This is a genomic window from Tardiphaga sp. 862_B3_N4_1 (genome assembly GCF_051811085.1).
Classification (GTDB): Bacteria; Pseudomonadota; Alphaproteobacteria; order Rhizobiales; family Xanthobacteraceae; genus Tardiphaga; species Tardiphaga robiniae.
On record NZ_JBPWQB010000002.1, the window covers coordinates 2,339,048 to 2,360,502 of the forward strand.

Below are 21,455 nucleotides of genomic sequence, written 5' to 3' on the forward strand. Positions count from 1 at the left end.
GGGTAAAAAGGTGATTTCTTGGAGCTTTTGTCGGGATTCGGCTGGGGAGAGTCAAGACGCGCGGGCGGCCATCCCGCCCTACCGGGCCTTGTTCAGCGCCGCCAGAAACCCGGTCAGATCGTCGGTGACGTGATCGACATGGTCGTCGTCACGGCCTTCCAGCTCCCAGTCCTCGCGGACGACCTCCTTGGCGCCGTCGGGCACGATCAGCACGGTCGTCATGCCGAGTTTGTGCGGCACCACGAGGTTGCGTGACAGGTCCTCGAACATGGCGGCCTTGGAGGGATCGACGCCGTGCAGGCGAAGAAACTTGTCATAGGTCTGCTGAGCCGGCTTCGGCTCCAGATCGGCGGCGATGATGTCGAAGATCGCTTCGAACTGGTCGGCGAAACCGAGGCGCTCCAGCACGGCGCCGGCATGGGCGACCGAGCCGTTGGTCAGGATCAGTTTGCGGCCGGGCAATTGTGCGATCGCGGCGCCCATCACCGGGTTAGGCTCCAGCGGCGAATGATCGATCTCGTGGACGAAAGCCAGAAAGTCGTCGGCGCGGACGCCGTGTTCGGTCATCATGCCGCGCATGGTGGTGCCGTAGCGCTTGTAATAGTCCTTCTGAACCTTGAAGGCCGCGTCGGGCGAAATCCTGAGGAAGTTCGCGACGAAGTCGCGGATCTTGCCATCGACCTGCTGCCACAGGTTCACGTGGTGCGGATACAGCGTGTTGTCGAGATCGAACACCCAGGTCTCGACATGGTTGAAGGCACGTGGCGATTTGGTCGGCAGGGTCATTGATTGTCTCTGTTGTCCGGTCGTCACGGCGTCCCAAAGCGCAGCGTCCTGCCGCCGCCCGACATATCGACGATGGCGAAGCCGGCGCTGGTGAGGCCGCGGGTATTGCAGTCACTGTGTTCACGAATTTCGAACTTGCTCTCGCGCGTGCAAAGCATGCGAACGCCGCCCCAGTTCAGGGGCTTGTCGTTGAGCTTGATGGCGCGGCCGTTGTCGTCGACAGCCTCGGCGAAACTGAGGATCTGGCGGGGCTGGCCGACCATGTCGGGCCGCAGGCATTTGCCTGGCTCGATGCGATACCAGCCGCGGCTGACAACGCCCTTGCCATCATCGGTCGCGACCGACGCCATCACCTTGTAGGAGGTGTCGTTGCACCAGGTGAGGCCTGTTGCGGAGGGCGCCTGCACGGCGGCGATCATTGTGTCGAAGAAATTCGGCGTTGAAACCACATCGGCAGCAAGACTACGGCTCTTGAGGAAGGACGAGAGCGCGCTCTGGGTCTTCGGCCCATCCACGCCGTCGATGGGCGCGGCGTCGTAACCGGCGATCACCAGCAGGCGCTGGATCGCGGCGAGCTTGGCCTGTTCGTCGTCATATTCGCTGTCTTCCGCGAGATAGGCGACCATATTGCCGTCGTCGGTCTGCGTCGGCTTGATCATCGTGAACGGCACTTGTGACTGTCCGGCGCGGCATTGCCGGGCAGCAGCGATGACGAAGTTATCCGGCGCGATGCACAGGTTGTCGGTGCCGTTCTGCGCCACGGGTGAGGCGCCGTAGATGCTGAGCGCGCGGGCATGCAGCAGGATGCGGTCGGCTGTCAGCGTGCCCTGTACGACGACGCGGCACTGCGCGGGATCGATGCGAAACCAGCCGCGCGTCGCGGTGGCGCTCTTGTCGTCGATGCCGATGGCGGCTTCGACGACATAGCTCATGCGGTTGCAGAGTTTGAGGTCGGCGCGGGCGGGGGAGGTGAGGGCCACGAGAAAGAGGAGAGCTGCGAAGCCGCCCAATACCCCGTCCCTCATGGTGAGGAGGCGCGTCTTCCGCGCCGTCTCGAACCATGAGCAGACTTGGCGAAGAGTCCGCGGCCATCCTTCGAGACGCACGCTTCGCGCGCTCCTCAGGATGAAGGGCGGAGTCAGGGCAGAGTGTGTGTCTGCCCTGTCCATCACTTGTGGATCAGCGTGCCCGTGCCCTGATTGGTGAAGAGTTCGAGCAGCACGGCATGGGGAGTCTTGCCATCGATAATGACGACGCCTTCGACACCCTGTTCGAGCGAATAGATGCAGGTCTCGACCTTCGGGATCATGCCGCCGGAAATCGTGCCGTCAGCGATCAGCTTGCGGGCATCCTTGATCGACAATTCCGGGATCAGCTTCTTCGACTTGTCGAGCACGCCCGGCACGTCGGTGAGCAGAAGCAGGCGCTTGGCCTTCAGCGCACCGGCGACGGCGCCGGCAAAGGTGTCGGCATTGACGTTGAAGGTCTTGCCGTCCTTGCTTGCTGCGAGCGGCGCCAGCACCGGGATCAGCTCATAGCCGATCAGCTGGTTGAGCAGCGTGAGATCGACCTTTTCCGGCTCGCCGACAAAGCCGAGATCGACCACCTTCTCGATGTTCGAATCGGGATCGACCATGGTGCGCGTCGCCTTCGACGCGGTGACCATGTTGCCGTCCTTGCCGCATAGGCCGACGGCCTTGCCGCCGGCTTCGTTGATGTAGCTGACGATCTGCTTGTTGATCGAGCCGGCCAGCACCATCTCAACGATCTCGATGGTCGCTGCATCGGTGATGCGCAATCCGGCGGCGAATTCCGATTTGATGCCGAGACGCTGCAGCATCTGCGCGATCTGCGGGCCGCCGCCATGCACGACCACCGGATTGATGGCGGTCTGCTCCAGGAGGACGATATCGCGGGCAAATGCGCGGGCCGTATCCTCGGCGCCCATGGCGTGCCCGCCATATTTGATGACGATCGTCTCTTCGTCATATTGCTGCATGTGGGGCAGCGCCTCCGACAGGATGCGGGCCTGGTCGAGAGCACTGATGATGGGCGCGTCGGTCATGAAGCGGATCTCACGGTGAGCAATCTGCGGCGCGTTCTAGCCGATTGATTGCCGCCGCGCAAAGCATCGCTGCTCTGTCCAGTGGCCCGGCGTCAGGCGGGGCGCGGCCAAGCTGCGGATACCGCCAGCGCCAGCCAGCTCAGGATCAGCAGGGTGCCGCCGGTCGGGGCGGCCATTGTGAACAAGCCGTGACCGACATATTGGCGCAGGGTCAGGTCGCCGGCGAAGATCGCGGCAGCAATGACGAAGCCGAACGCGGCTGTCAGGCCGATCTGCAGATGGGCGACGCCGCGCTCGATCAGGGCGACGGCACCGAGAATGGCGGCGGCATGAAACAGCAGCATCGAGGAGGCGGAGGCCAGCCGCGTCGCGTCCGGCTGATGCGCCGAAGCGGCGGCGAGAATGACGCCGTCGGCGCCCATCACGCCGGCCAGGATGACAAGAATGCGAAACAGGCTAAAGCGGGTCATCAGTTGCGCTCGTTCAACAGGCGGACCATTGCAGCCCGCAATTCGGCCATGCCGTCGCCGGTGCGCGACGATGTAACCAGCACGTCCGGAAAGGCTGCCGGGTGAGTCCGCAACTCGGTGCGGACCTCTTCGAGGGTCTTTTCGAGTTCGCTCTTCTTCACCTGATCAGCCTTGGTCAGCACGATCTGGTAGCTGACCGCCGAGCGATCGAGGGATTTGAGCACGTCGAGATCGACATCCTTCAAGCCATGCCGGGAGTCGATCAGGACGTAGACGCGCGCGAGGCTCGCCCGGCCCTGGAGGAAATTGTAGATCAGCTTGGTCCAGGACGCGATCTTGACCTTGGGCGCCGAGGCATAGCCGTAGCCGGGCATATCGACGAGTCGGAAGTCGGAGCCATCGGGACCTTCGAAGAAGATCAGCTCCTGGGTGCGGCCTGGCGTGTGCGAGGTCCGCGCCAGCGCGTTGCGCCCGGTCAGGGAGTTGATCAGGCTGGATTTGCCGACATTGGAGCGCCCGGCAAAGGCCACTTCCATCCCTGCCATTGGCGGCAGCGTCTCGATCGAGGGCGAGGCCCAGATGAACGTCCATTCGCCTGCAAAAAGCAGGCGGCCCTGTTCGATCAGCTTCGCATCGGTGTCAGTGGTCATGCGAAGTGGCTTTCTGTGCTGCTCCGGCCCTCATGGTGAGGAGGCGCGCAAGCGCCGTCTCGAACCATGAGCGCCCCGCCCTCGTCCTTCGAGACGCGGCCAAGTGGCCGTTCCTCAGGATGAGGGCTCCAAGGGTTACGTCTTCTTTTCAGCCGGCTTCTTCGTGAAGGTCGACTTCACGTTGTCGAACAGTTCGACCTTCACGCCGTTGCGATTCATGATGTAGGCCTGCTGCAGCACCGAGAGGGTGTTGTTCCATGCCCAGTAGATCACGAGACCAGCCGGGAAGCCGGCCAGCATGAAGGTGAAGATCAGCGGCATCCAGTCGAAGATCATCTTCTGCGTCGGATCCGGCGGTGTCGGATTCAGCTTCATCTGGAACCACATCGTGATGCCCATGATGATCGGCCAGATGCCGAGCGCGAGGTAGTGACCGAACACCGGAATCGTCGTCGGATCGAAGGGGATCAGGCCGAACAGATTGAAGAGATTGGTCGGATCATGCGCCGACAGATCCTTGATCCAGCCAAAGAACGGCGCGTGGCGCATTTCGATGGTGACGAACAGAACCTTGTAGAGCGAGAAGAAGACCGGGATCTGCAACATGACGGGAAGACAACCGGCGATCGGGTTGATCTTCTCCTTCTTGTAGATCTCCATCATCTCCTGCTGCTGCTTCATCTTGTCGTCAGGGAAGCGCTCCTTGAGTGCCGCCAGCTGCGGCTGCACGGCCTTCATCTTCGCCATCGAGGCGTAGGACTTGCTGGCCAGCGGGAAGAAGATGATCTTCACCAGCACCGTCACCAGCAGAATGGCGATGCCGAAATTGCCGAACAGGTGGAAGAACCAGTCGAGCGCCAGGAACATCGGCTTGGTGATGAAGTAGAACCAGCCCCAGTCGATCAGAAGGTCGAAGTGGTTGAGGCCGAGCGCCTGATTGTAGCCGCCGAGGCCAACCGCCAGCGGGAAGTTGATGCCGACAGTGGCCGCTTCCTTGGCGCCGGCGAACAGGCGGGCATTGGCCGTGCCGGTGCCGCCGATGGCGATGGTCTGCGCGTCCTGCAGATAATCGGTCTGGTAGGTCCGCTGGGTGCCGGTCAGGTTCGACGAGAAACGGGCCTGCAGCTGCGCATTAGTGTCGGGCAGCAGCGCCGAAGCCCAATATTTGTCGGTGATGCCGAGCCAGGCATTGGTGACCTTGAAATTCACCGCCTTGGCTTCGTCGATCTTCTTGTAACCGTATTCCTGCAGGCCCTGGTCGCCGAGATAGCCGACGAGGCCTTCATGCAGGATGTAATAGCCTTCGACATGCGGCGTGCCGTGGCGCGAGATCAGCGCGAAGGGATACAGCGTCACCGGCGCGTTGCCGATATTGCTGACGTCATCCTTGACCGAGAACAGGTAGCGGTCGTCGATCGAAATGGTGCGAGTGAACGTCAGGCCGTCGCCGTTGTTGTACTTGAGCACGACAGGCGTGGTCGGCGTCAGGGCGTTGGAGCCTTCCTGCTGCCACTGGGTGTTCTGGTCGGGAATCTTGGTGTTTGCACCGGCGGCGGCGACCCAGCCGAACTCGGCATAATAAGGCGCGGCAGTGCCGGAGGGAGAGAACAGCACGATCGCCGGCGACTTCGGATCCACGGTGTCGCGGAACTTGGTCAGCGAGATATCGTCGAGGCGCGCGCCCTTCAGCGCGATGCTGCCGGAGATACGCGGCGTGTCGATCTTGACGCGCTGCGACGCTGCAATGGCACTATCGCGGCTGACGATCGGAGCGTTGGCCGGCGCCACATTCGTGGGTGCGCCGCCTGCGGCGGTGGAATTCGCGGTCGGCGTCGTGCTGCCGGGCGTGGCGTTTGGCTGTGCGGTCGGGTTGGCGAGCTGGGTCTGCGTCGCGGTCTGTGCGCGCTGCTTCTCCATCTGTGGGATGTTGTAGAAATATTGCCAGCCGATCAGCACCAAGCCGGACAGAATGACGGCAATGATGGTGTTGCGATTGTCGGTCATCGTTCAGGTCTCGTCATTCAAATGCGGGTGCGGCTCTCGCTTCCGGCTGCGCGCTTGTCGCAGGCTGAAAGCGTCAGGTCACGCTGGTTTTAGAAGATTGCGTCTTAGAAGATTGCCGATCGAGGCGGTGTAGCGCCGAGCGGAGGTCGTCGAGCATCATCGTGAAATCGCGTTGGAGCGCGACACGACGGCCGACTAGCACATAATCGCTGTGGGGTCGCATGGATAAGACATCGACGCGCTTCACCAGTTCGCGAAGCCTGCGTCGGATACGGTTCCGCTCGGTGGCGGTTCCGTTTTTTTTGGTCACGGTAAAGCCGACCCTGATCGGGCCGTCGTCGTCACGTCGCCGGGTTTGCATCACAAAGGCAGGGCTGTTCACCCGCGGCCCATTGGCAGCGGCGAGAAAGTCCGCCCGCTGCCGTAACCGGTCCATGATGAACTCTCGGAAGAGATCCGATCAGGCGCTGAGGCGCTTGCGGCCACGTGCGCGGCGCGCAGCCAGAACCTTGCGGCCGCCAACGGTCGCCAAGCGAGCGCGGAAGCCGTGACGGCGCTTGCGCACCAATTTGCTGGGTTGATAAGTCCGCTTCACGGGTCGTTCTCCGCTGACCGGGCAATTCGCCGAGTAATTTGAGGTAAGTCCTAAGATGTTGGCTCAACGAGCCATTTCCGGCCCAAAGACGAGCCGCACCCGATCCAAAACCGGGTCATCGCGGACAGTTGGCGGGCTTATACGGGAGCGTCCTGTTTTCGTCAATGTTGCCCTGTAGCGGTGTTCTGATCCGCCAAATTCTTGGAACCATGGGATTAATCCCAATTTCCCGGTGTTTTCAGGTTTTGGCGGTTGTGAAATTGCTCTATGGCTTAAGCGTGTTCGCTCAGCGGACAAATTTAAGAACTGGTCGCAAACATCATCGTAACAAATCGTCGTTGGACCCGTATCTCTCGATAGTTCAGCGTCAGACCGTGAGATCAGAGGCCAATATTGTGTCTTCGGCCGGCGAAAAGCCCATCGAGCCCGCGTTCAGGCTCGGCCCCATGCGACGGCTGGGGCTGTCGGGCAAGTTGTTGCTGCTCACCATTCCGCTGGTGCTGATTGCCGAAATTCTCATTTATGTGCCTTCGATCGCCAATTTCCGGATCAACAGGCTGAACGACAGGCTGGCCGCGGCCAATACGGCAGCACTGGTGCTGGATGCCGCGCCGCTCGGCATGGTCCCGGAATCGCTGTCGCGACAAATCCTGAGCAGCATCGGCGCCCGTGCGGTGGCCATCAAGATGGGCCAGCAGCGCCGCCTGCTCGCCAGCGCGGATCTTCCGTCGCAGATCGACCATGACATCGACATGCGGTCGATGACGGTGTGGTCGGCGATTGTCGATGCGTTCGAAGTCATGCTTGAAACTGGCGATCAGACGATGCGCATCATCGGGCCGGCGCCCGGCGGGGCGCAATTCATTGAAGTAGTGGTCGATGAATTGCCGCTGCGGCAGGCGATGTATCGTTTCTCCAGCAATCTATTGTGGGTGTCGCTCGGACTGGCGATTCTCTCTGCCGGGCTGGTCTATCTGGCGCTGCATTATCTGTTCGTGCGGCCGATGCGGAATTTGACGGCTAATCTCGTCGCTTTCCATGAAAACCCCGAGAGCTCGGCGCGGATCATCGTGCCGAGCCAGCGCGCCGACGAAATCGGCGTGGCGGAGCGCGAATTGTCCGACATGCAGCGCGATCTCGTTTCGATGCTGCATCAGAAGAGTCGTCTCGCTGCGCTCGGCCTCGCGGTCTCGAAGATCAATCATGACCTGCGCAACCTGCTTGCGTCGTCACAATTGCTGTCGGATCAGCTCGCCAGCGTGCCCGATCCCCGCGTGCAGCGCTTCGCGCCGAAGCTGATGCGCTCGCTGGAGCGCGCGATCGCCTTCTGCCAGTCGACACTCTCTTATGGTCGCGCGCAGGAAGCTGCCCCCGATCGCAAGATGATTCTCGTTGAGCCGGTGGTCAACGAAGTCCGCGAATCGGCCGGGCTTGCGACCGACGTGTCGATCGGCTGGGTCAACGCCATCGAGCGCGGGCTGATGATTGATGCCGATCCCGACCAGTTGTTTCGCATTTTGCTCAATCTGGTCCGCAATGCGGCCCAGGCGCTGGAGGGGCAGCCGCAGAGCGACGTAGCCCCGCAGCAGATCCGCATCACCGGGCGCCGCGAAGGCGCTGTCACGATTCTCGAAGTGTCTGACACCGGCCCCGGCGTTCCGCAGCGGGCGCGCGACCACCTGTTCGAGGCATTTCAGGGCTCGTCCCGCCCCGGTGGTAGTGGGCTGGGCCTCGCGATCGCGGCCGAATTGGTCCGCGCCCATGACGGCGATATTCACCTTGTGGAAGGCACTTTGGGCGCCACCTTCCGGATCAGCCTTCCGGACAGGCCGGTGGAACTGCACAGCATCCGCAACGAACGCGCGCGGGCCTGAGCCGTCTTTTCCGGGTATGTCACGGGAGTGAAATAAGCGGCTCAGGGCGCTTGCCAAGCCGGGCTCGACCCGGTAGCTATGGCCCGCTTTCGCAAACATCGTTTCCGAAACGCATCCGGTGCTGGCGGCTTTGGCCCCACATCGCGGCACGCGCCCGTAGCTCAGCTGGATAGAGCACGTGACTACGAATCACGGGGTCAGAGGTTCGAATCCTTTCGGGCGCGCCATTTCCGCTTCATTGTGATGCGCCAATCATCGTCGCCATTGCTGCGCTTCTCGTAGCTTACGGGATCCTTGCCACAACGTCGGGCCGGTTTTTCTCGAGCCAGGCTACGGCCTCGGGTCCATCGACGACGCACTCGAAAGTTTCCCAGGTGGGGTCCTCCAGGGATTCCGGTTGCAGTCGCTTCGCTGCATACTCAACGAGGTCGTGCAAGCGTTCGTATCCTCGTCGGCTCTCGAGGGAATCTGCAATCGCTGTGCTGGCCCATCCGCGTTCGGCCAAATCGATAATGCTCGGAGCGTTAGCCTCGCTGAACCAGGGTGTGGCATCGAACTCGATGCAGCGGACATTATCAGCGGTATGGCAAGTAGCGTGGATCATTGGGGTCCTCCGTTCGCTGGCTAACAACCTACGCTAGCATTGCTCTTTAGAGTTTCACATCGCTGCCCCGCACGCCTCAGCCTTTGACCAAGTCCCCCAGCAGGTTTGCCGCCACCATCAGCTTGGCGAGCGTCAGGCCGCCAGCAGCAATCTCCTCGACTGCGCGGCGGATGCGCGTCGCCTCGGGATGAGCTGCAAGCCAGGTCTCCGCAGCCTGCTGGCCGGATTGGCCGGTTGCCAACATATCCGAAGCGAGGCCTCTTTCGGCAGCCGCGATCAGGTCGACGGCGCGGTCGATGGCGAGGCGTTCGAAACGATCGCTGGCGGGCACGCTGCGCGCGGCAGCGATGATGCGGTCGAGACGGAAATTGGCCTCGGCGGCAAAGAACGTCGCGGTGGCATCGCCGATGCTGCGGCCGGTGCGCTCGGCGACCGTCACAATGTCCGGCGCCGAGACCAGGGTGTCGAGATCGGCCAGTTCGCCGGCGAGGCCGGACGGGACGCCGGCATCGGTCAGCTCCTGCCGGCGCTTGCCGCGCGCGGCCTGCAAGTCCGGTGGCAGGGTGTTGTCGAGAGAGGCGCTGATCTCGCGGATACCCGGGCCGAAACGTGCAATCACCGCCTCGAGGCCATCCTTGAAATCAATATTGCGCACGTACCAGACCATGCGGGAAAGCAGAAGGTCCTGGACCGCCTCATAGAGGGACAATTGCAACTGCCCTTCGATGCAGGCGTCGAGCGTATCGATCGCATCATTTAGCCACTTGAGCCCGTAGGATTCATCCACCGCCACATAGGCCATGACGATGGTGGGGATATCGGCATCGGTTTCGTCGATCAGGCGCACGATACACGCCGGGCCGCCGCGGTTGATGACCGTATTGACGAGGCTGGTCGCGATGATTTCGCGTCGGAGGCGATGGCACTCTACCGCTGTCGGGAACCTGTCCTGAACCTGGCCCGGAAAATACCCGGAGAGCTCGCGGGCGAGATAAGGATCGTCCGGCACGCTGGTGCCGAGCAGGTCGTCGTAGAGCGTCAGTTTGGCGTAGGCGAGCAACACGGCAAGTTCAGGCCGCGTCAGGGACTGCCCGCGTCGTGTGCGCTCGGTGATCGCGGCGTCGTCGGGCAGGAATTCGACTGCCCGGCTGAGCAGGCGGCGCTGCTCGAGCGACTGCATCAGGCGAGTGAGAAAGCCGGTTTCGGCCACGCCCTTGCGTTCAGCGAGCGAGAGCGCGAGCGTCTGCAGATAGTTGTTGCGCAGGACCAGCGCACCGACATCGTCGGTCATCGCGGCAAGCAGGGTGTTACGGTCAGCCGGGCTGAGGCGTCCCTCGCGCTCGGGGCGGGCCAATGCGATCTTGATATTGACCTCGACGTCGGACGTATTCACACCGGCCGAATTGTCGATCGCGTCGGTGTTGAGCTTGACGCCCGTCTGCGCCGCTTCGATGCGGCCGCGCTGAGTGACGCCGAGATTGGCGCCTTCGCCGATCACCCTGGCGCGAACGTCGGTCCCGGTGATGCGGATCGGATCATTGGCGCGGTCGCCGGCCTGATCGTCGCTCTCCACCGACGCCCGGATATAGGTGCCGATGCCGCCAAACCACAGTAGGTCTGCGCGCGTCTTCAGGATCGCCGTCATCACCTCGAAGGGCGTCGCCTGCGGCTTGTCGAGATCGAGCAAGGTGCGCACTTCCGGTGCGAGCGGAATCCCCTTGAGGGAGCGCGAGAACACGCCGCCGCCTTGCGAGATCAGCGATTTGTTGTAGTCCTGCCAGCTCGATCGCGGCATGTCGAACATGCGCTTGCGTTCGGCGTAGCTGATCGCCGGATCGGGAGAGGGATCGATGAAGATGTCGCGGTGATCGAACGCCGCAACCAATTTCGTCGCGGGCGAGAGCAGCATGCCATTGCCGAAGACGTCGCCGGACATGTCGCCGACGCCAACTACAGTGAAAGGCATGGTCTGAATGTCGGTGCCGAGCTCGCGGAAGTGGCGTTTGACCGCCTCCCAGGCGCCTCGCGCCGTAATCCCCATCTTCTTGTGGTCGTAGCCCTGGCTGCCGCCGGAGGCGAAGGCATCGCCGAGCCAATGGTTCTTCTCGGCCGAAATCGCGTTGGCGATGTCGGAGAAGGTGGCGGTGCCCTTGTCGGCGGCGACGACCAGATAAGGATCGTCGCCATCATGCCGCAATGTCGAGTCGGGCGGGAGGAGGTCGTCGCCGTCGAGATTGTCGGTGAGTTCGAGCAGCGAGCGAACGAAGATGCGATAGGCTTCGGTGCCTTCCGCGAGCCACGCATCGCGGCTGGAGAGCGGCGGCAGGCGCTTGGGCACGAAGCCGCCTTTGGCGCCGACCGGCACGATCACGGCGTTCTTGACCTGCTGGGCTTTGACCAGGCCGAGAATCTCGGTGCGGAAATCCTGCGGCCGATCGGACCACCGCAGTCCGCCGCGCGCAACCTTGCCGAAGCGCAGGTGAATGCCTTCGACGCGGGGAGAATAGACGAAAATCTCGTAGAGCGGTCGTGGAGCGGGCAGGTCCTCGATTCCGCGCGCGTCGAACTTGAATGAGATCACCGGACGCGGATGTCCGTCCTCGCCGACCTGCCACAAATTGGTGCGGATGGTGGACTGCACCAGATTGGTGAAACGGCGGAGGATGCGGTCTTCGTCGAGCGATGCGACGGATTTGAGCTGCTCCTCGATATCAGCAAGGAGGGCGGTCTCCCGGGCCGAGCGCTCGGCATCAGTAAGGGTGAGGCGTGGATCGAGGCGGGCCTGGAATAGCGCGACGAGGTTGGCGGTGATCGCTGCGTTCTTGCGCAGAGTCTCCCACATATAATCCTGGCTGAACGGCGCGCGGATCTGGTGCAAATAGCGGGACAGCGCCCGGATGGTCGAGACTTCGCGCCAGCCCAGGGCCGTGCGCAGGATCAGCCCGTTATATCCGTCGGATTCGGCTCGATCACCGACCACCGCCATGATCGAGGCTTCGAGCCGATGGCTGAATTCCCGGTTGATCTCGATCGGCTGGCCGTCGCTGGTCTCGATCGTCATGTCGTGCAGCCACACCGGCTCAGGCCTGGCACCGGGCACGATCTGATAGGTACGTTCATCGACGACGCGCAGGCCGTGATTTTCGATCACCGGCACGCGATAGGACAGCGACAGCGGCGCGGCATCCGAGAACACCTTCAGGCCGAAGCGTTTGGGATCGTCCTCGCCCTCGAAGCGATGAACCGAAATCGTCACCGGGCGGGTTGGCGTGAGCCTTTCGATGGTGGCGATATCGGCTATCGCCTGTTCCGCCGTGGAAACCTCGGTATAGCCGCCGGTAAAGGCCTGGGCATAGCGATTGGTGAGCATGCGGGCCCGCATGCCATCGGTAGACGCAGTCAGCGCGGCCTTCAGCTTGTCGGCCCAGGTCGCGGCAATGGCGCTGATCCCGGCTTCCAGCGTGGCGCGCTCGACGGCAGGAGTCTTACCTTCATAGCGTCCGATGATGTAGTGAACGCGCGTCAATGCTCCTTCGGGGAAAGACACGTAGGAGGCGGCCTGCATCCCTTTGTAGATCTGCGACAGGAAGGCGCCGACGCGCATGCGCACATCAGTGTCGTATTTGTCGCGCGGAATGAAGACGAGGATGGAGACGAAGCGATCGAACTTGTCGACCCGAGCGAGCGCCCGGACGCGGGGGCGCTCATAGAGGATCAGGATCTCCATGACGAAATTGAACAGGGTGTCGACGTCGACCTGGAATAGTTCGTCTCGCGGATATTCCTCGAGGATGTGCATCAGCGCCTTGCCCGAATGGCTGTTCGGATCAAAGCCGGCGCGCTGGAGCACCCGCGATACCTTGTGGCGAACATAGGGGATCTGTCGTGCCGAGCGCGTATAGGCGCCTGAGGTGAACAGGCCGACGACTCGTAGTTCACCCTCGAGCCGGCCGTCGGGCGCATAGAGCTTGATGCCGATATAATCCATCCGGATGCGGCGATGAACGCGGCTACTCACATTGGCCTTGATGACGATGAGTAGGGTCGGCTCGCGCATGAACTCGCGAATTTCCGACGTCATCACCACCATTTCGTTGCCGCGGCGCAGGACCTTTACATCGGGGTCGCGGAGGATGCCGAGGCCCTCAGCGGTCGTGATGTCGTCCGACGCATCGCTGTCGGGCGAGAAGCGATACTCGCGCACGCCGAGAAAGGTGAAATTGTCCGCGCACAGCCATTGCAGGAACTGGTTGGCCTCGGCGACCTCGTCGATCGGCAGCGGCGGTGGATTGGAAGAGAAAGTCTTGATCGCGTTCTCGACGCGGTCGCGCATGACGCGCCAGTCCGCGACGCTGGCGCGCACGTCGCTTAACGTCCTGGTGAGGCCGTCAATCAGCCTCTCGCGGTCAGCGTCGGCGTCGAGGCGGGTGATGTGGAGGTGAATCAGGCTCTCGCGCGCGCCCTTTGCCCCTTCCGGCAGTGCTTCACCGTGGAAGTGCAGGAGCTTGCCTTGGTCATCGCGCTCCATCGCGATGATGGGGTGAGCGACGAGGGTGACTTCGATGCCCTGCTCGGCGAGCTCCGCCACGATGGAATCGAACAGGAAAGGCATATCGTCGTTGAGAATTTCGAGCACGGACATCTCGCGTCCGTCCGGCATCATCGGATTGACGACGCGGATATCGGCACGACCCGCCGTGCGTCGCTGTACATGCTCCCAGGCTTGCTCCGCCAGGAAGGCAAGCGAGGAGGCATCGTAACTGGCGAGGTCCTCGGCATTGGTGTAGCCGAACATAAGCTCGGCAAAGGTTCGGGGAGCCTTGCCCGGCTGCACGCTTCCCGCCGCGTCGCGGATCAGAGTTGCCCGGGCCTTGTCGTCACGCCACGCCATAGCGTCCTCCACGTCCCAGCCAACTCACCGCAATTACGGTCGGCGGTTGTTTTTGGAGTGCATCTCTTCGTGCGCCATCGTTTCCCGACCGCGTTTCAATCGCACAGGTGAAATCTTCGGTCGTGCGGTCTTGACTATGTTAGCACCCCGGAGCCGCCGTGGCGCGCGGAGTTGTGAGGTGTGTCTTGAGGCCAGAATCGATGCGACGAGCCTCGCGCCATGAGGCATCTTATAAAATCACAAGCAATTTCAACGATATATGAGTTCGTGGTTGTGTTCCGAATGGCGCGCCATTTTGCGCGGGCAACGGGAGGGGTGGCGCAGTTTTATCCCGAATGGCCCGCCAGACTTTCCGTTCAAATTAGAACAGCCAACCGTCGATTGGCTGCTCAATCGCTGCCCATGTCGAAAGCGGACCTTTGCCTTGGATTGGGCGACGCCTGCTTTCTTATCGGATTTTCTGCTCGACCTCGTAAGCTGCCTTCAAAAGCGTTTCGACAACTTCCTGCTCGCGTCGCGGGCCGAGCCGTGTTCGGACGGCCGATATGGTGAGGGCCGCCGCCGGATCGCCATCGGCTGTCTTGATCCAGGTCGAAATCGATTTCGTGCCCTGGACCAACCCGACTTCGCGCACGCCATAGCCCCTGCGCCGGGCGTCGGCGATCTCTGACAACACAGTCTGCCGATCGGTCCGATATCCCGCAAATCGAGGCTCATTCGTCATAGCGATCCGGCGTGATTCTTGAGCCGGTAACGCGGCCAGGATGGCAACGCCTGCGCTGCTGACGCCCAGCGGCCGCCGCGCACCGACGGCGATCGAGAGTACCTGGATCGGATATGAGCCAATTCTCCTATCCACGCATAAAGTGTCGTTGCCGGTGCGCACCGTTAGAAACAGTGTGTCGCCGACCCGTTGCGATGTTTCGCGCAAAATGTCGTCCGCTGCGGCGAGCAATGGCGAGCGCGATGGGCGAGCGAGTGCCAATTCAGGGACCTGCGTGCCGATTGCATAGCGACCCGAGCGCTCGTGGCGCTCGACGAGCCCCTCCTCCATCAGGACATGAATGATCCGGTGAACGGTCGGGCGCGATAGACGTGTCGCTTGGACGACTTCATTCAACGGCAATCCGCTCTCACCGCCCGCTGCAAGCACGCGAAGGAGGAAGAGCGCGCGCCGGATCGCCTGCGCGCCTTGTCGCGGCTCCGGGTCGAGTGTTGTCGGCAATCCGTTGTCCATAATGTGGACAATAACGGCACATTGGCATCGACAAGTAAAGCGGGTGAACCAATGGTTCGCCGCAAGAGCGCTGGTCCAATCGGCGTCGAACATACGGTTAGCGGCGTGAAAGCCGCATCTGGCGGGAGGAAATGATGAGGTCGCTATGGATCGCTGCAGCCATTGTTGCGACGCTGGTTAATGGCGCGGCGACGGCTCAGGAATGGCCCACGCGCATTGTCAAACTGATCGTGCCCTATCCGGCCGGCGGCAATGTCGATAGCGCGGCGCGCATCGTCGCGGATCGGCTGCAAGAGAAATTGGGCCAGCCCTTCGTGATCGAAAACAAGTCGGGCGCTGGCGGCATGATCGCCGGGGAAGCGCTGGCGAAAGCGCCGAATGATGGCTACACGCTCATGGTCGGCGCCAATGGTCCGGTTCTCTTCGCTCCCGAAATCAACAAGCGCGACGCTTACAACTGGAAGCGCGACTTCCTGCCGATCTCGAGCATCTCGATGACGCCGCTGGTGCTCGAGGTTCATCCTTCCGTGAAGGCGACGTCGTTCGCCGAATTGCTCGAACTCGCGAAGCGCGATCCGGGCAAGCTGACGATGGCCTCTCCGGGACCGGGCACCACCAATCACCTGCTCAGCGAACTCATGCAGTCCAAGCTCGAGATTCGTTGGGTGACGGCGCATTATCGCGGCAACGCGCCCGCGACCAATGACCTGCTCGGCGGCCAGGTTCAGTTCGCATTCGATCAACTGTCGGTCAGCCTTCAATATATCAAGAGTGGAATGTTGCGCGCCTTGGCGGTCACGAGCCCTCATCGACTGAAGACGCTTCCGGACGTGCCCACTTTCGCCGAGCTCGGCTACCCGGATTTTGACGGCCAGACCTTCACAGGGTTGTTTGCTCCGGCGAACACCCCCGCTCCCATCGCCGATAAATTGAACAAGGCGCTGGCTGAGATCCTCAAAGAGCCAGGCGTGGTCGACAAGTTCGAAAACTTGGCGCCGAAGCGCTCCCGATGACGCCGGGTGAGTTCAGAACCTATCTCGATCGTGAGGACGCCAAGTGGATTCCGGTCGTGCGCAAGGCCAATGTAAAGGCGGATTGACGAATGAAGATCGATCCCGCTGAACTTGGAGCCGAGAAGGCCTATCGTCTGCTCACCGGCATCGTCGTCCCGCGACCGATCGCGTGGGTGACCAGCCTGTCGCAGGCAGGTACCGTCAACCTTGCGCCGTTCAGTGCTTTCACCTTCGTCTCGCCCAAGCCGCCGATGCTGGCAATCAGCGTCGGCCGCAAATCAGGCGTCTACAAAGACACGGCGCGCAACATCCTGGATCGCGAAGAATACGTCATTCACATCGCGGATTCGCCGTTGATGTCGGCGGTTCACGAAAGCTCCGCGGAACATCCGCCGGAGGTGAGTGAGGTCGAAGTCCTCGGTCTCGAGACGACCCCCAGCGACCATATCGGGGTGCCGCGGCTGACGGCGGCGCCTATTGCGATGGAATGCCGATTTCGGCAATGCCTCGAATTCGGCGATACCCGCAGCCGGTTGATCGTCGGCGAAGTGGTCGCATTTCACATCAAGGATGATCTGCTCGCCAACGGCAAGATTGAAACCGAGAGCCTCGATCCGATCGCCCGCATTGCCGGTCCGCGTTACGCGCGGCTAGGCGAGATCTTCACGTTGAAGTCCGTATTCCAGACATCGAAGTAATTGGAAGAACGCCGCGGGCGCAGCTCGAGCAGCCGGTCCGGCACCGCGATCCGGCGGCAATCGATCCAGTGAATTATTCAGGAGCCTTCATGAAACTATGCAGCTATTCGACCGGCGGAAACAGCCGCTACGGCGTGGTGGCCGATGACGGCGTTATCGATCTCAGTGCATTGCTTGGATCGGAGTTTCCCGATCTGCGCAGCTTGATCGCCGGCAACGGGCTGGCGAAGGCGAAACAGGTGAGCGCCGGCCGCAAGCCCGATCATCGACTGTCGGATCTGGTCTTGCTGCCGCCGATCCCGGCGCCGGAGAAGCTCTGGTGCATCGGGGTCAACTATAAGGACCGCAATGCTGAATACAAAGACAGCTCGGATTTGCCGAAATATCCGAGCCTGTTCGTCCGCAACCCGTCGTCGGTGGTCGGCTCCGATCAGCCGATCGAAAAGCCGAAGATCTCCGAGCAGCTCGACTACGAAGGCGAGCTCGTGATCGTCATCGGCAAGGAAGGTCGTCACATTACGCGAGAGAATGCGTGGTCGCACATCTTCGGCATGACTCTCTGCAACGAAGGCTCGGTGCGGGACTGGCTGCACCACGGCAAGTTCAACGTCACCCAGGGCAAGAATTTCGATCGTTCCGGTAGCGTCGGGCCGTGGATCGTCACGGCCGACGAATGCGATCCGCAGGGGACGCACGATATCGTCACGCGGGTGAACAGGGAGGAGCGTCAGAACGACTCGACAGAGCGGCTGATGTTCACCTTCGACTATCTGATTTCTTATCTGTCGACTTTTGCCACCTTGAAGCCCGGCGACATGATCGCGACCGGAACGCCGACCGGCGCCGGCGCCCGCTTCACGCCGCCGCGTTGGCTCAAGCCAGGCGATGTCGTCGAGGTCGAGTCCAGGCAGATCGGCATTCTTCGCAACGTCGTCGCAGAGGAGAAATAACGGTGCTTGATCAGACGGTCATCGATACGCTGGCGCGTCGCCTCGACGAGGCGGAGCGGACCAAGACGCTCATCACCATGTTCACCGCCGACTATCCCGATCTCACCATCGAGGATGCCTATGCGATCCAGCGGACCTGGACGGCGCTGCAGCTTGAACGGGGGCGAGTGATCAAGGGCCACAAGATCGGTCTGACCTCGAAGGCGATGCAGAACGCGGTCAGCATCTCCGAGCCGGATTACGGCGTGCTGTTCGCCGACATGTTCTATCAAGATGCCGGCAGCATCCCTTATGAACGGTTTTTCGCGCCGCGCATCGAGGTCGAACTGGCCTTCGTGCTCAAGACCGATCTGCGCGGGCCGGATTGTACGATCTTCGACGTGCTGAACGCGACAGCCTACGTCACTCCGGCGCTCGAAATCCTGGAAACGCGCATGCACCGCGTGCATCCGCAAACCAAGAAGCCCCGCACGGTGGTGGACACGATCTCCGACAACGCAGCGAATGCCGCGCTTGTGGTCGGCGGTCGTCCATTCCGTCCGCTGGATGTCGATCTGCGCTGGGTCAGCGCGCTGCTGTTCCGGAATGGCCAGATCGAGGAGACCGGCGTCGCCGCCGGCGTGCTGAACCATCCGGCAAACGGCATCGCGTGGCTCGCCAATCGCCTTGCGCCGCACGACGAATATCTCGCTGCAGGCGAGGTGGTGCTCGCCGGATCCTTCACGCGTCCGATCGAGGTCAGCCGCGGCGATACGATACATGCCGATTACGGGCCGTATGGCTCGGTGTCGTGCCAATTCGTTTGACCGTTATCCGGAGACTGCAGCCATGACATCTTCCAGGCGCCGCCGCAGCGTTCATATCGGCGAGTTTAAGCACGCAAATCCGATTCCCAATGCCTGCCGCATCAACAATCTGCTGATGTCCGGCGTCATCCTCGGCCGCGATCCCAAGACAAGCGAGATGCCGCCCGATCTAGAAAGCCAGTGCGCCAACATGTTCGTGCATATGAAGGCGATCGTGGAAGCCGGGGGCGGCAGCACCGACGACATCATCAAGATGACGCTCTGGCTCAAGGATCGCAGCAATCGTGGGCCGGTCAATGTCGAGTGGCTCAAGATGTTTCCGGACGAACATTCGCGCCCGGCCCGTCATGCGCTCTCCATGGAGATGGAGGGCGGCGCCCTGGTGCAATGCGATTTCACTGCGGTGATCGATTAAAGGAGCAGACAGATGCCCGACTATCTTCCATTTGATCCAAACCCGCGCACGCCATCCCGCAAGCCGCCGCCGAAGAGCATCGACAGTCAGTTCCATGTGCTTGGTCCCGTGGAGCGCTATCCCGTCCGGTCCGGCGCTGCCTATCAGATGCCGACGGCGACCTGGGAGGCCGCACTTCGGGTACACAAGGCGCTTGGTATCGAGCGTGGCATCATCGTGCAGACGACGACATATGGCGCCGATCATTCGGTGGTTCTGGACGGGCTGGCGGCGATGGGGCCGAACTACAAGGCCTGCGCGAATGCGCTGGTTTTCGCCGAACGCGACGATGCATATCTCGCCAAGCTGAATGACGCCGGCGTCGGCGGGGCGCGGTTCAGCTTCCGCAAGGAGCTCGGCGCCGTGCTTTCGGACAGCGACTACGAGCGCGCCATCGCACGTATTTCCGAACTCGGCTGGTACGCTAAATTCCAGCCGGAGAAGGACGGCATCGTCGCCAATCTCGACAAGATCGCGTCTCTCAAGGTACCGGTCCTCATCGATCACATGGGCCGCCCGGATCCAACCCTCGGCAAGAACGATCCGAATTTGCGTGCGGTTCTCGATCTGCTGTCTAAGGGCAATTTCTGGGTGATGCTTTCGCTCGGCGAAAAGACGTCCAAAAAAGGCCCGCCGTGGGACGACGTCGTTCCTATCGCGCAAGCCTATCTCGAAGCCGCGCCCGATCGCTGCGTCTGGGCAAGCGACTGGCCGCACCCCGTATCGGTCGTCCAGCCGCCGAACGACGCCGACCTGCTTGAATTGCTCTATCGCTACGCGCCGGACGATGCCTTGCTGGAAAAGATACTGGTCACAAATCCGGCAAAGCTGTTTGGGTTCTCTTAATAGATAGTGGGCGGACACCCTGCCGGGAGCGGAGTCCGCTTCCGGCGGATATCCGAGATCGCCCCTCATCCGAGCTGGGTTTCATCCGCGCGGGCGCGGGTGGTTCGACTGATTGCGAAGCCTGAACGCGCGTCCCGGTCGTTTGTTTCGATCTACGGCTTATCACGGCCCCACGGGAAGAGAGAGACCGGAAAATCGGCCGCATAGCGCCGCCCTTTCGGCGGACGGGGAGGGTCCTGCCGAGGATTCGGGTCTGGTTCCAGCACCTTGCGATAAAGATGCCAGGTGGCATGACCGAGTAGCGGCAGAACAACGGCGAGACCTACGAATAACGGCAGCGAACCGACCACCAGCAGCGCGGCAACAATCAGACCCCATGCGGCCATCGTCACAGGATTTTTCATCACGACCCGCAGCGAGGTCTGAACTGCGTCTGTCACGCTCGCATGTCGGTCGAGCATCAGCGGAAACGCCACGACGCTAACGCACAGGGCCATGATAGCGAACAATAGTCCGACGCCGCAGCCCTGGACGATCAGTTGGTGCCCCTCTGTGGTTGTGAAGATGCGCGATGCGAAATCAGGAATGCTGGCCGCAGGGGCATTGCCGAACTTGGAAACGTAAATCGCATTCGCAGTGGTCACCCAGACCACGAACAGAATGAGCAGGAGCGTGCCGAGGCCAAGCATGGCTCCAAAGGACGGCGAGCGCAGCACGCCGAGTGCATGCCACGCCGACGCCTCTTCGCCGCGTTCGCGGCGGCGGCTGAGTTCATAGAGACCGAGGGCTGCAAAAGGACCGATCAACGCAAAGCCCGCGGCTAGCGGGAAAAGCAGTGGTAACACCGAATAGCCCAAGGTCATTCTGGCCAGCACAAGCCCGAGAACAGGATAGATGACGCACAGAATAATGGCGTGACTCGGAACCGCCTTGAAGTCCTCCCAGCCCAGCCGCAACGCATCATGCAGATCGGACAACCCGATCTTGCGAATGACGGGCGCGGCAACGCTATCGGAAGCGCCAGGTGCTGTCTGCGAGATCTTGTCAGAATACGGAGTAGCCATGGTCACGATCTCCCATGCGTTCGCACCGGCGAGATCGGGTCATTTTCAAATGACGAGCATTCGCCTTCGTGCGCAGAAATCGCGACTGGTTCTGGAAGACGGCCAAGTTCAACGAAGAGAGCTTTGCCGAGCAAAACCTGTCGCAACCTGTGCAGCAAGTTTAGCGCAATCCGGAAAGAATAGCACGCACTGTTCGGTGAATTCTTCCTTTGTAAGGTTTACGTTTCACCGCCTGGCTGATGGCAATTGACGCATCACTTTGTCTGTCGTGCGGATGCACGGCGTCGTGCATTGCAGTGCGATATAGGAATCCGTTGTGCGTGCCATTGCTCAGCGGTTCGATCATGGTGCTATCGTCTGTCGCGAGGAATAAGCCGGTCTATTGACAATCAAGCCTGCCGGGGAACATCCTGTAGTGGCAAGTGCCCGTAGTTCGATGACACCAGCG

18 protein-coding genes, 1 tRNA gene and 1 pseudogene are annotated in these 21,455 nt (G+C 61.6%); 8 read left to right on the top strand and 12 right to left on the bottom strand.

Annotated features, from left to right (window positions below; translation table 11 throughout):
- Window positions 1-78 precede the first annotated feature (78 nt).
- The 8 genes from AB8B02_RS28310 to rpmH form a co-directional block, all read right to left on the bottom strand.
- Entirely contained in the window at window positions 79-786 is a 708-nt protein-coding gene (locus tag AB8B02_RS28310) for a pyrimidine 5'-nucleotidase (RefSeq protein ID WP_120288255.1), read from the bottom strand.
- A gap of 23 nt (window positions 787-809) precedes the next feature.
- Window positions 810-1,811 carry a DUF1036 domain-containing protein gene (locus tag AB8B02_RS28315; RefSeq protein ID WP_439065793.1) on the bottom strand — a complete coding sequence of 334 codons (1,002 nt, stop codon included), beginning with the start codon at window positions 1,809-1,811 and terminating at the stop codon, window positions 810-812.
- A gap of 143 nt (window positions 1,812-1,954) precedes the next feature.
- Window positions 1,955-2,851, bottom strand: coding sequence for an acetylglutamate kinase (gene argB / locus AB8B02_RS28320; protein WP_068732793.1), 897 nt, complete (start codon window positions 2,849-2,851; stop codon window positions 1,955-1,957).
- A gap of 92 nt (window positions 2,852-2,943) precedes the next feature.
- The gene (locus tag AB8B02_RS28325; RefSeq protein WP_439065794.1) at window positions 2,944-3,321 is read right to left on the bottom strand and encodes a DUF423 domain-containing protein; all 378 of its coding nucleotides are present in this window, start codon (window positions 3,319-3,321) and stop codon (window positions 2,944-2,946) included.
- Window positions 3,321-3,971, bottom strand: coding sequence for a ribosome biogenesis GTP-binding protein YihA/YsxC (gene yihA / locus AB8B02_RS28330; RefSeq protein ID WP_089262794.1), 651 nt, complete (start codon window positions 3,969-3,971; stop codon window positions 3,321-3,323). The genes AB8B02_RS28325 and yihA overlap by 1 nt, the downstream gene beginning before the upstream one ends.
- A 135-nt stretch (window positions 3,972-4,106) precedes the next feature.
- Window positions 4,107-5,975: a membrane protein insertase YidC gene (gene yidC / locus AB8B02_RS28335; RefSeq protein ID WP_439065795.1), complete on the bottom strand. Its 1,869-nt coding sequence runs from the start codon at window positions 5,973-5,975 to the stop codon at window positions 4,107-4,109.
- Between the two features lie 73 nt (window positions 5,976-6,048).
- Window positions 6,049-6,411 carry a ribonuclease P protein component gene (gene rnpA, locus AB8B02_RS28340; protein ID WP_089262790.1) on the bottom strand — a complete coding sequence of 121 codons (363 nt, stop codon included), beginning with the start codon at window positions 6,409-6,411 and terminating at the stop codon, window positions 6,049-6,051.
- Window positions 6,412-6,435: 24 nt separating this feature from the next.
- Window positions 6,436-6,570 (bottom strand): 50S ribosomal protein L34, encoded by a 135-nt coding sequence (rpmH, locus tag AB8B02_RS28345; RefSeq protein WP_011471298.1) that lies wholly within the window; start codon window positions 6,568-6,570, stop codon window positions 6,436-6,438.
- 446 nt (window positions 6,571-7,016) lie between these two features.
- Here rpmH and AB8B02_RS28350 point away from each other — a divergent pair, with 446 nt between their 5' ends.
- Window positions 7,017-8,444 (top strand): ATP-binding protein, encoded by a 1,428-nt coding sequence (locus AB8B02_RS28350; protein WP_089263645.1) that lies wholly within the window; start codon window positions 7,017-7,019, stop codon window positions 8,442-8,444.
- A gap of 150 nt (window positions 8,445-8,594) precedes the next feature.
- Window positions 8,595-8,671: transfer RNA gene (locus AB8B02_RS28355), tRNA-Arg, on the top strand.
- A 453-nt stretch (window positions 8,672-9,124) separates the two neighbouring features.
- On the opposite strand, the gene AB8B02_RS28360 is transcribed toward AB8B02_RS28355, so the two are convergent.
- Entirely contained in the window at window positions 9,125-13,951 is a 4,827-nt protein-coding gene (locus AB8B02_RS28360) for an NAD-glutamate dehydrogenase (RefSeq protein WP_439065796.1), read from the bottom strand.
- Window positions 13,952-14,387: 436 nt separating this feature from the next.
- Entirely contained in the window at window positions 14,388-15,176 is a 789-nt protein-coding gene (locus AB8B02_RS28365) for an IclR family transcriptional regulator (RefSeq protein WP_414716817.1), read from the bottom strand.
- A gap of 134 nt (window positions 15,177-15,310) precedes the next feature.
- Here AB8B02_RS28365 and AB8B02_RS28370 point away from each other — a divergent pair.
- From AB8B02_RS28370 to AB8B02_RS28395, 6 genes and pseudogenes are all read left to right on the top strand, one after another.
- A pseudogene (locus tag AB8B02_RS28370) lies at window positions 15,311-16,275 on the top strand (Bug family tripartite tricarboxylate transporter substrate binding protein).
- A gap of 3 nt (window positions 16,276-16,278) precedes the next feature.
- Window positions 16,279-16,887 carry a flavin reductase family protein gene (locus tag AB8B02_RS28375; RefSeq protein WP_068732840.1) on the top strand — a complete coding sequence of 203 codons (609 nt, stop codon included), beginning with the start codon at window positions 16,279-16,281 and terminating at the stop codon, window positions 16,885-16,887.
- An 89-nt stretch (window positions 16,888-16,976) separates the two neighbouring features.
- Window positions 16,977-17,837, top strand: a complete 861-nt coding sequence (locus AB8B02_RS28380; RefSeq protein WP_439065797.1) for a fumarylacetoacetate hydrolase family protein — start codon at window positions 16,977-16,979, stop codon at window positions 17,835-17,837.
- Entirely contained in the window at window positions 17,834-18,643 is an 810-nt protein-coding gene (gene hpaH, locus AB8B02_RS28385; RefSeq protein WP_374725708.1) for a 2-oxo-hept-4-ene-1,7-dioate hydratase, read from the top strand. The genes AB8B02_RS28380 and hpaH overlap by 4 nt, the downstream gene beginning before the upstream one ends.
- A 22-nt stretch (window positions 18,644-18,665) precedes the next feature.
- The gene (locus AB8B02_RS28390) at window positions 18,666-19,058 is read left to right on the top strand and encodes a RidA family protein (protein WP_439065798.1); all 393 of its coding nucleotides are present in this window, start codon (window positions 18,666-18,668) and stop codon (window positions 19,056-19,058) included.
- A gap of 12 nt (window positions 19,059-19,070) precedes the next feature.
- Complete coding sequence (locus tag AB8B02_RS28395; protein ID WP_231078253.1) at window positions 19,071-19,943, top strand: amidohydrolase family protein; 873 nt, start codon at window positions 19,071-19,073, stop codon at window positions 19,941-19,943.
- Window positions 19,944-20,095: 152 nt separating this feature from the next.
- Here the strand turns inward: AB8B02_RS28395 and AB8B02_RS28400 are convergent, their stop codons facing one another.
- Window positions 20,096-21,007 carry a DUF2189 domain-containing protein gene (locus AB8B02_RS28400; RefSeq protein WP_320446564.1) on the bottom strand — a complete coding sequence of 304 codons (912 nt, stop codon included), beginning with the start codon at window positions 21,005-21,007 and terminating at the stop codon, window positions 20,096-20,098.
- Window positions 21,008-21,167: 160 nt separating this feature from the next.
- Window positions 21,168-21,353, bottom strand: a complete 186-nt coding sequence (locus AB8B02_RS28405) for a hypothetical protein (protein WP_439057040.1) — start codon at window positions 21,351-21,353, stop codon at window positions 21,168-21,170.
- Window positions 21,354-21,455 lie beyond the last annotated feature (102 nt).

Excerpts from the sequence above, each read along its gene's own strand:
- yihA (WP_089262794.1), bottom strand. The coding sequence starts at position 3,971 with ATGACCACTGACACCGATGCGAAGCTGATCGAACAGGGCCGCCTGCTT.
- AB8B02_RS28395 (WP_231078253.1), top strand. The coding sequence starts at position 19,071 with ATGCCCGACTATCTTCCATTTGATCCAAACCCGCGCACGCCATCCCGC.
- rnpA (WP_089262790.1), bottom strand. The coding sequence starts at position 6,411 with ATGGACCGGTTACGGCAGCGGGCGGACTTTCTCGCCGCTGCCAATGGG.
- AB8B02_RS28325 (WP_439065794.1), bottom strand. The coding sequence starts at position 3,321 with ATGACCCGCTTTAGCCTGTTTCGCATTCTTGTCATCCTGGCCGGCGTG.
- AB8B02_RS28390 (WP_439065798.1), top strand. The coding sequence starts at position 18,666 with ATGACATCTTCCAGGCGCCGCCGCAGCGTTCATATCGGCGAGTTTAAG.
- AB8B02_RS28315 (WP_439065793.1), bottom strand. The coding sequence starts at position 1,811 with ATGAGGGACGGGGTATTGGGCGGCTTCGCAGCTCTCCTCTTTCTCGTG.
- AB8B02_RS28400 (WP_320446564.1), bottom strand. The coding sequence starts at position 21,007 with ATGGCTACTCCGTATTCTGACAAGATCTCGCAGACAGCACCTGGCGCT.
- AB8B02_RS28365 (WP_414716817.1), bottom strand. The coding sequence starts at position 15,176 with ATGGACAACGGATTGCCGACAACACTCGACCCGGAGCCGCGACAAGGC.
- AB8B02_RS28375 (WP_068732840.1), top strand. The coding sequence starts at position 16,279 with ATGAAGATCGATCCCGCTGAACTTGGAGCCGAGAAGGCCTATCGTCTG.
- argB (WP_068732793.1), bottom strand. The coding sequence starts at position 2,851 with ATGACCGACGCGCCCATCATCAGTGCTCTCGACCAGGCCCGCATCCTG.
- yidC (WP_439065795.1), bottom strand. The coding sequence starts at position 5,975 with ATGACCGACAATCGCAACACCATCATTGCCGTCATTCTGTCCGGCTTG.
- AB8B02_RS28310 (WP_120288255.1), bottom strand. The coding sequence starts at position 786 with ATGACCCTGCCGACCAAATCGCCACGTGCCTTCAACCATGTCGAGACC.
- AB8B02_RS28350 (WP_089263645.1), top strand. The coding sequence starts at position 7,017 with ATGCGACGGCTGGGGCTGTCGGGCAAGTTGTTGCTGCTCACCATTCCG.
- AB8B02_RS28405 (WP_439057040.1), bottom strand. The coding sequence starts at position 21,353 with ATGATCGAACCGCTGAGCAATGGCACGCACAACGGATTCCTATATCGC.
- AB8B02_RS28380 (WP_439065797.1), top strand. The coding sequence starts at position 16,977 with ATGAAACTATGCAGCTATTCGACCGGCGGAAACAGCCGCTACGGCGTG.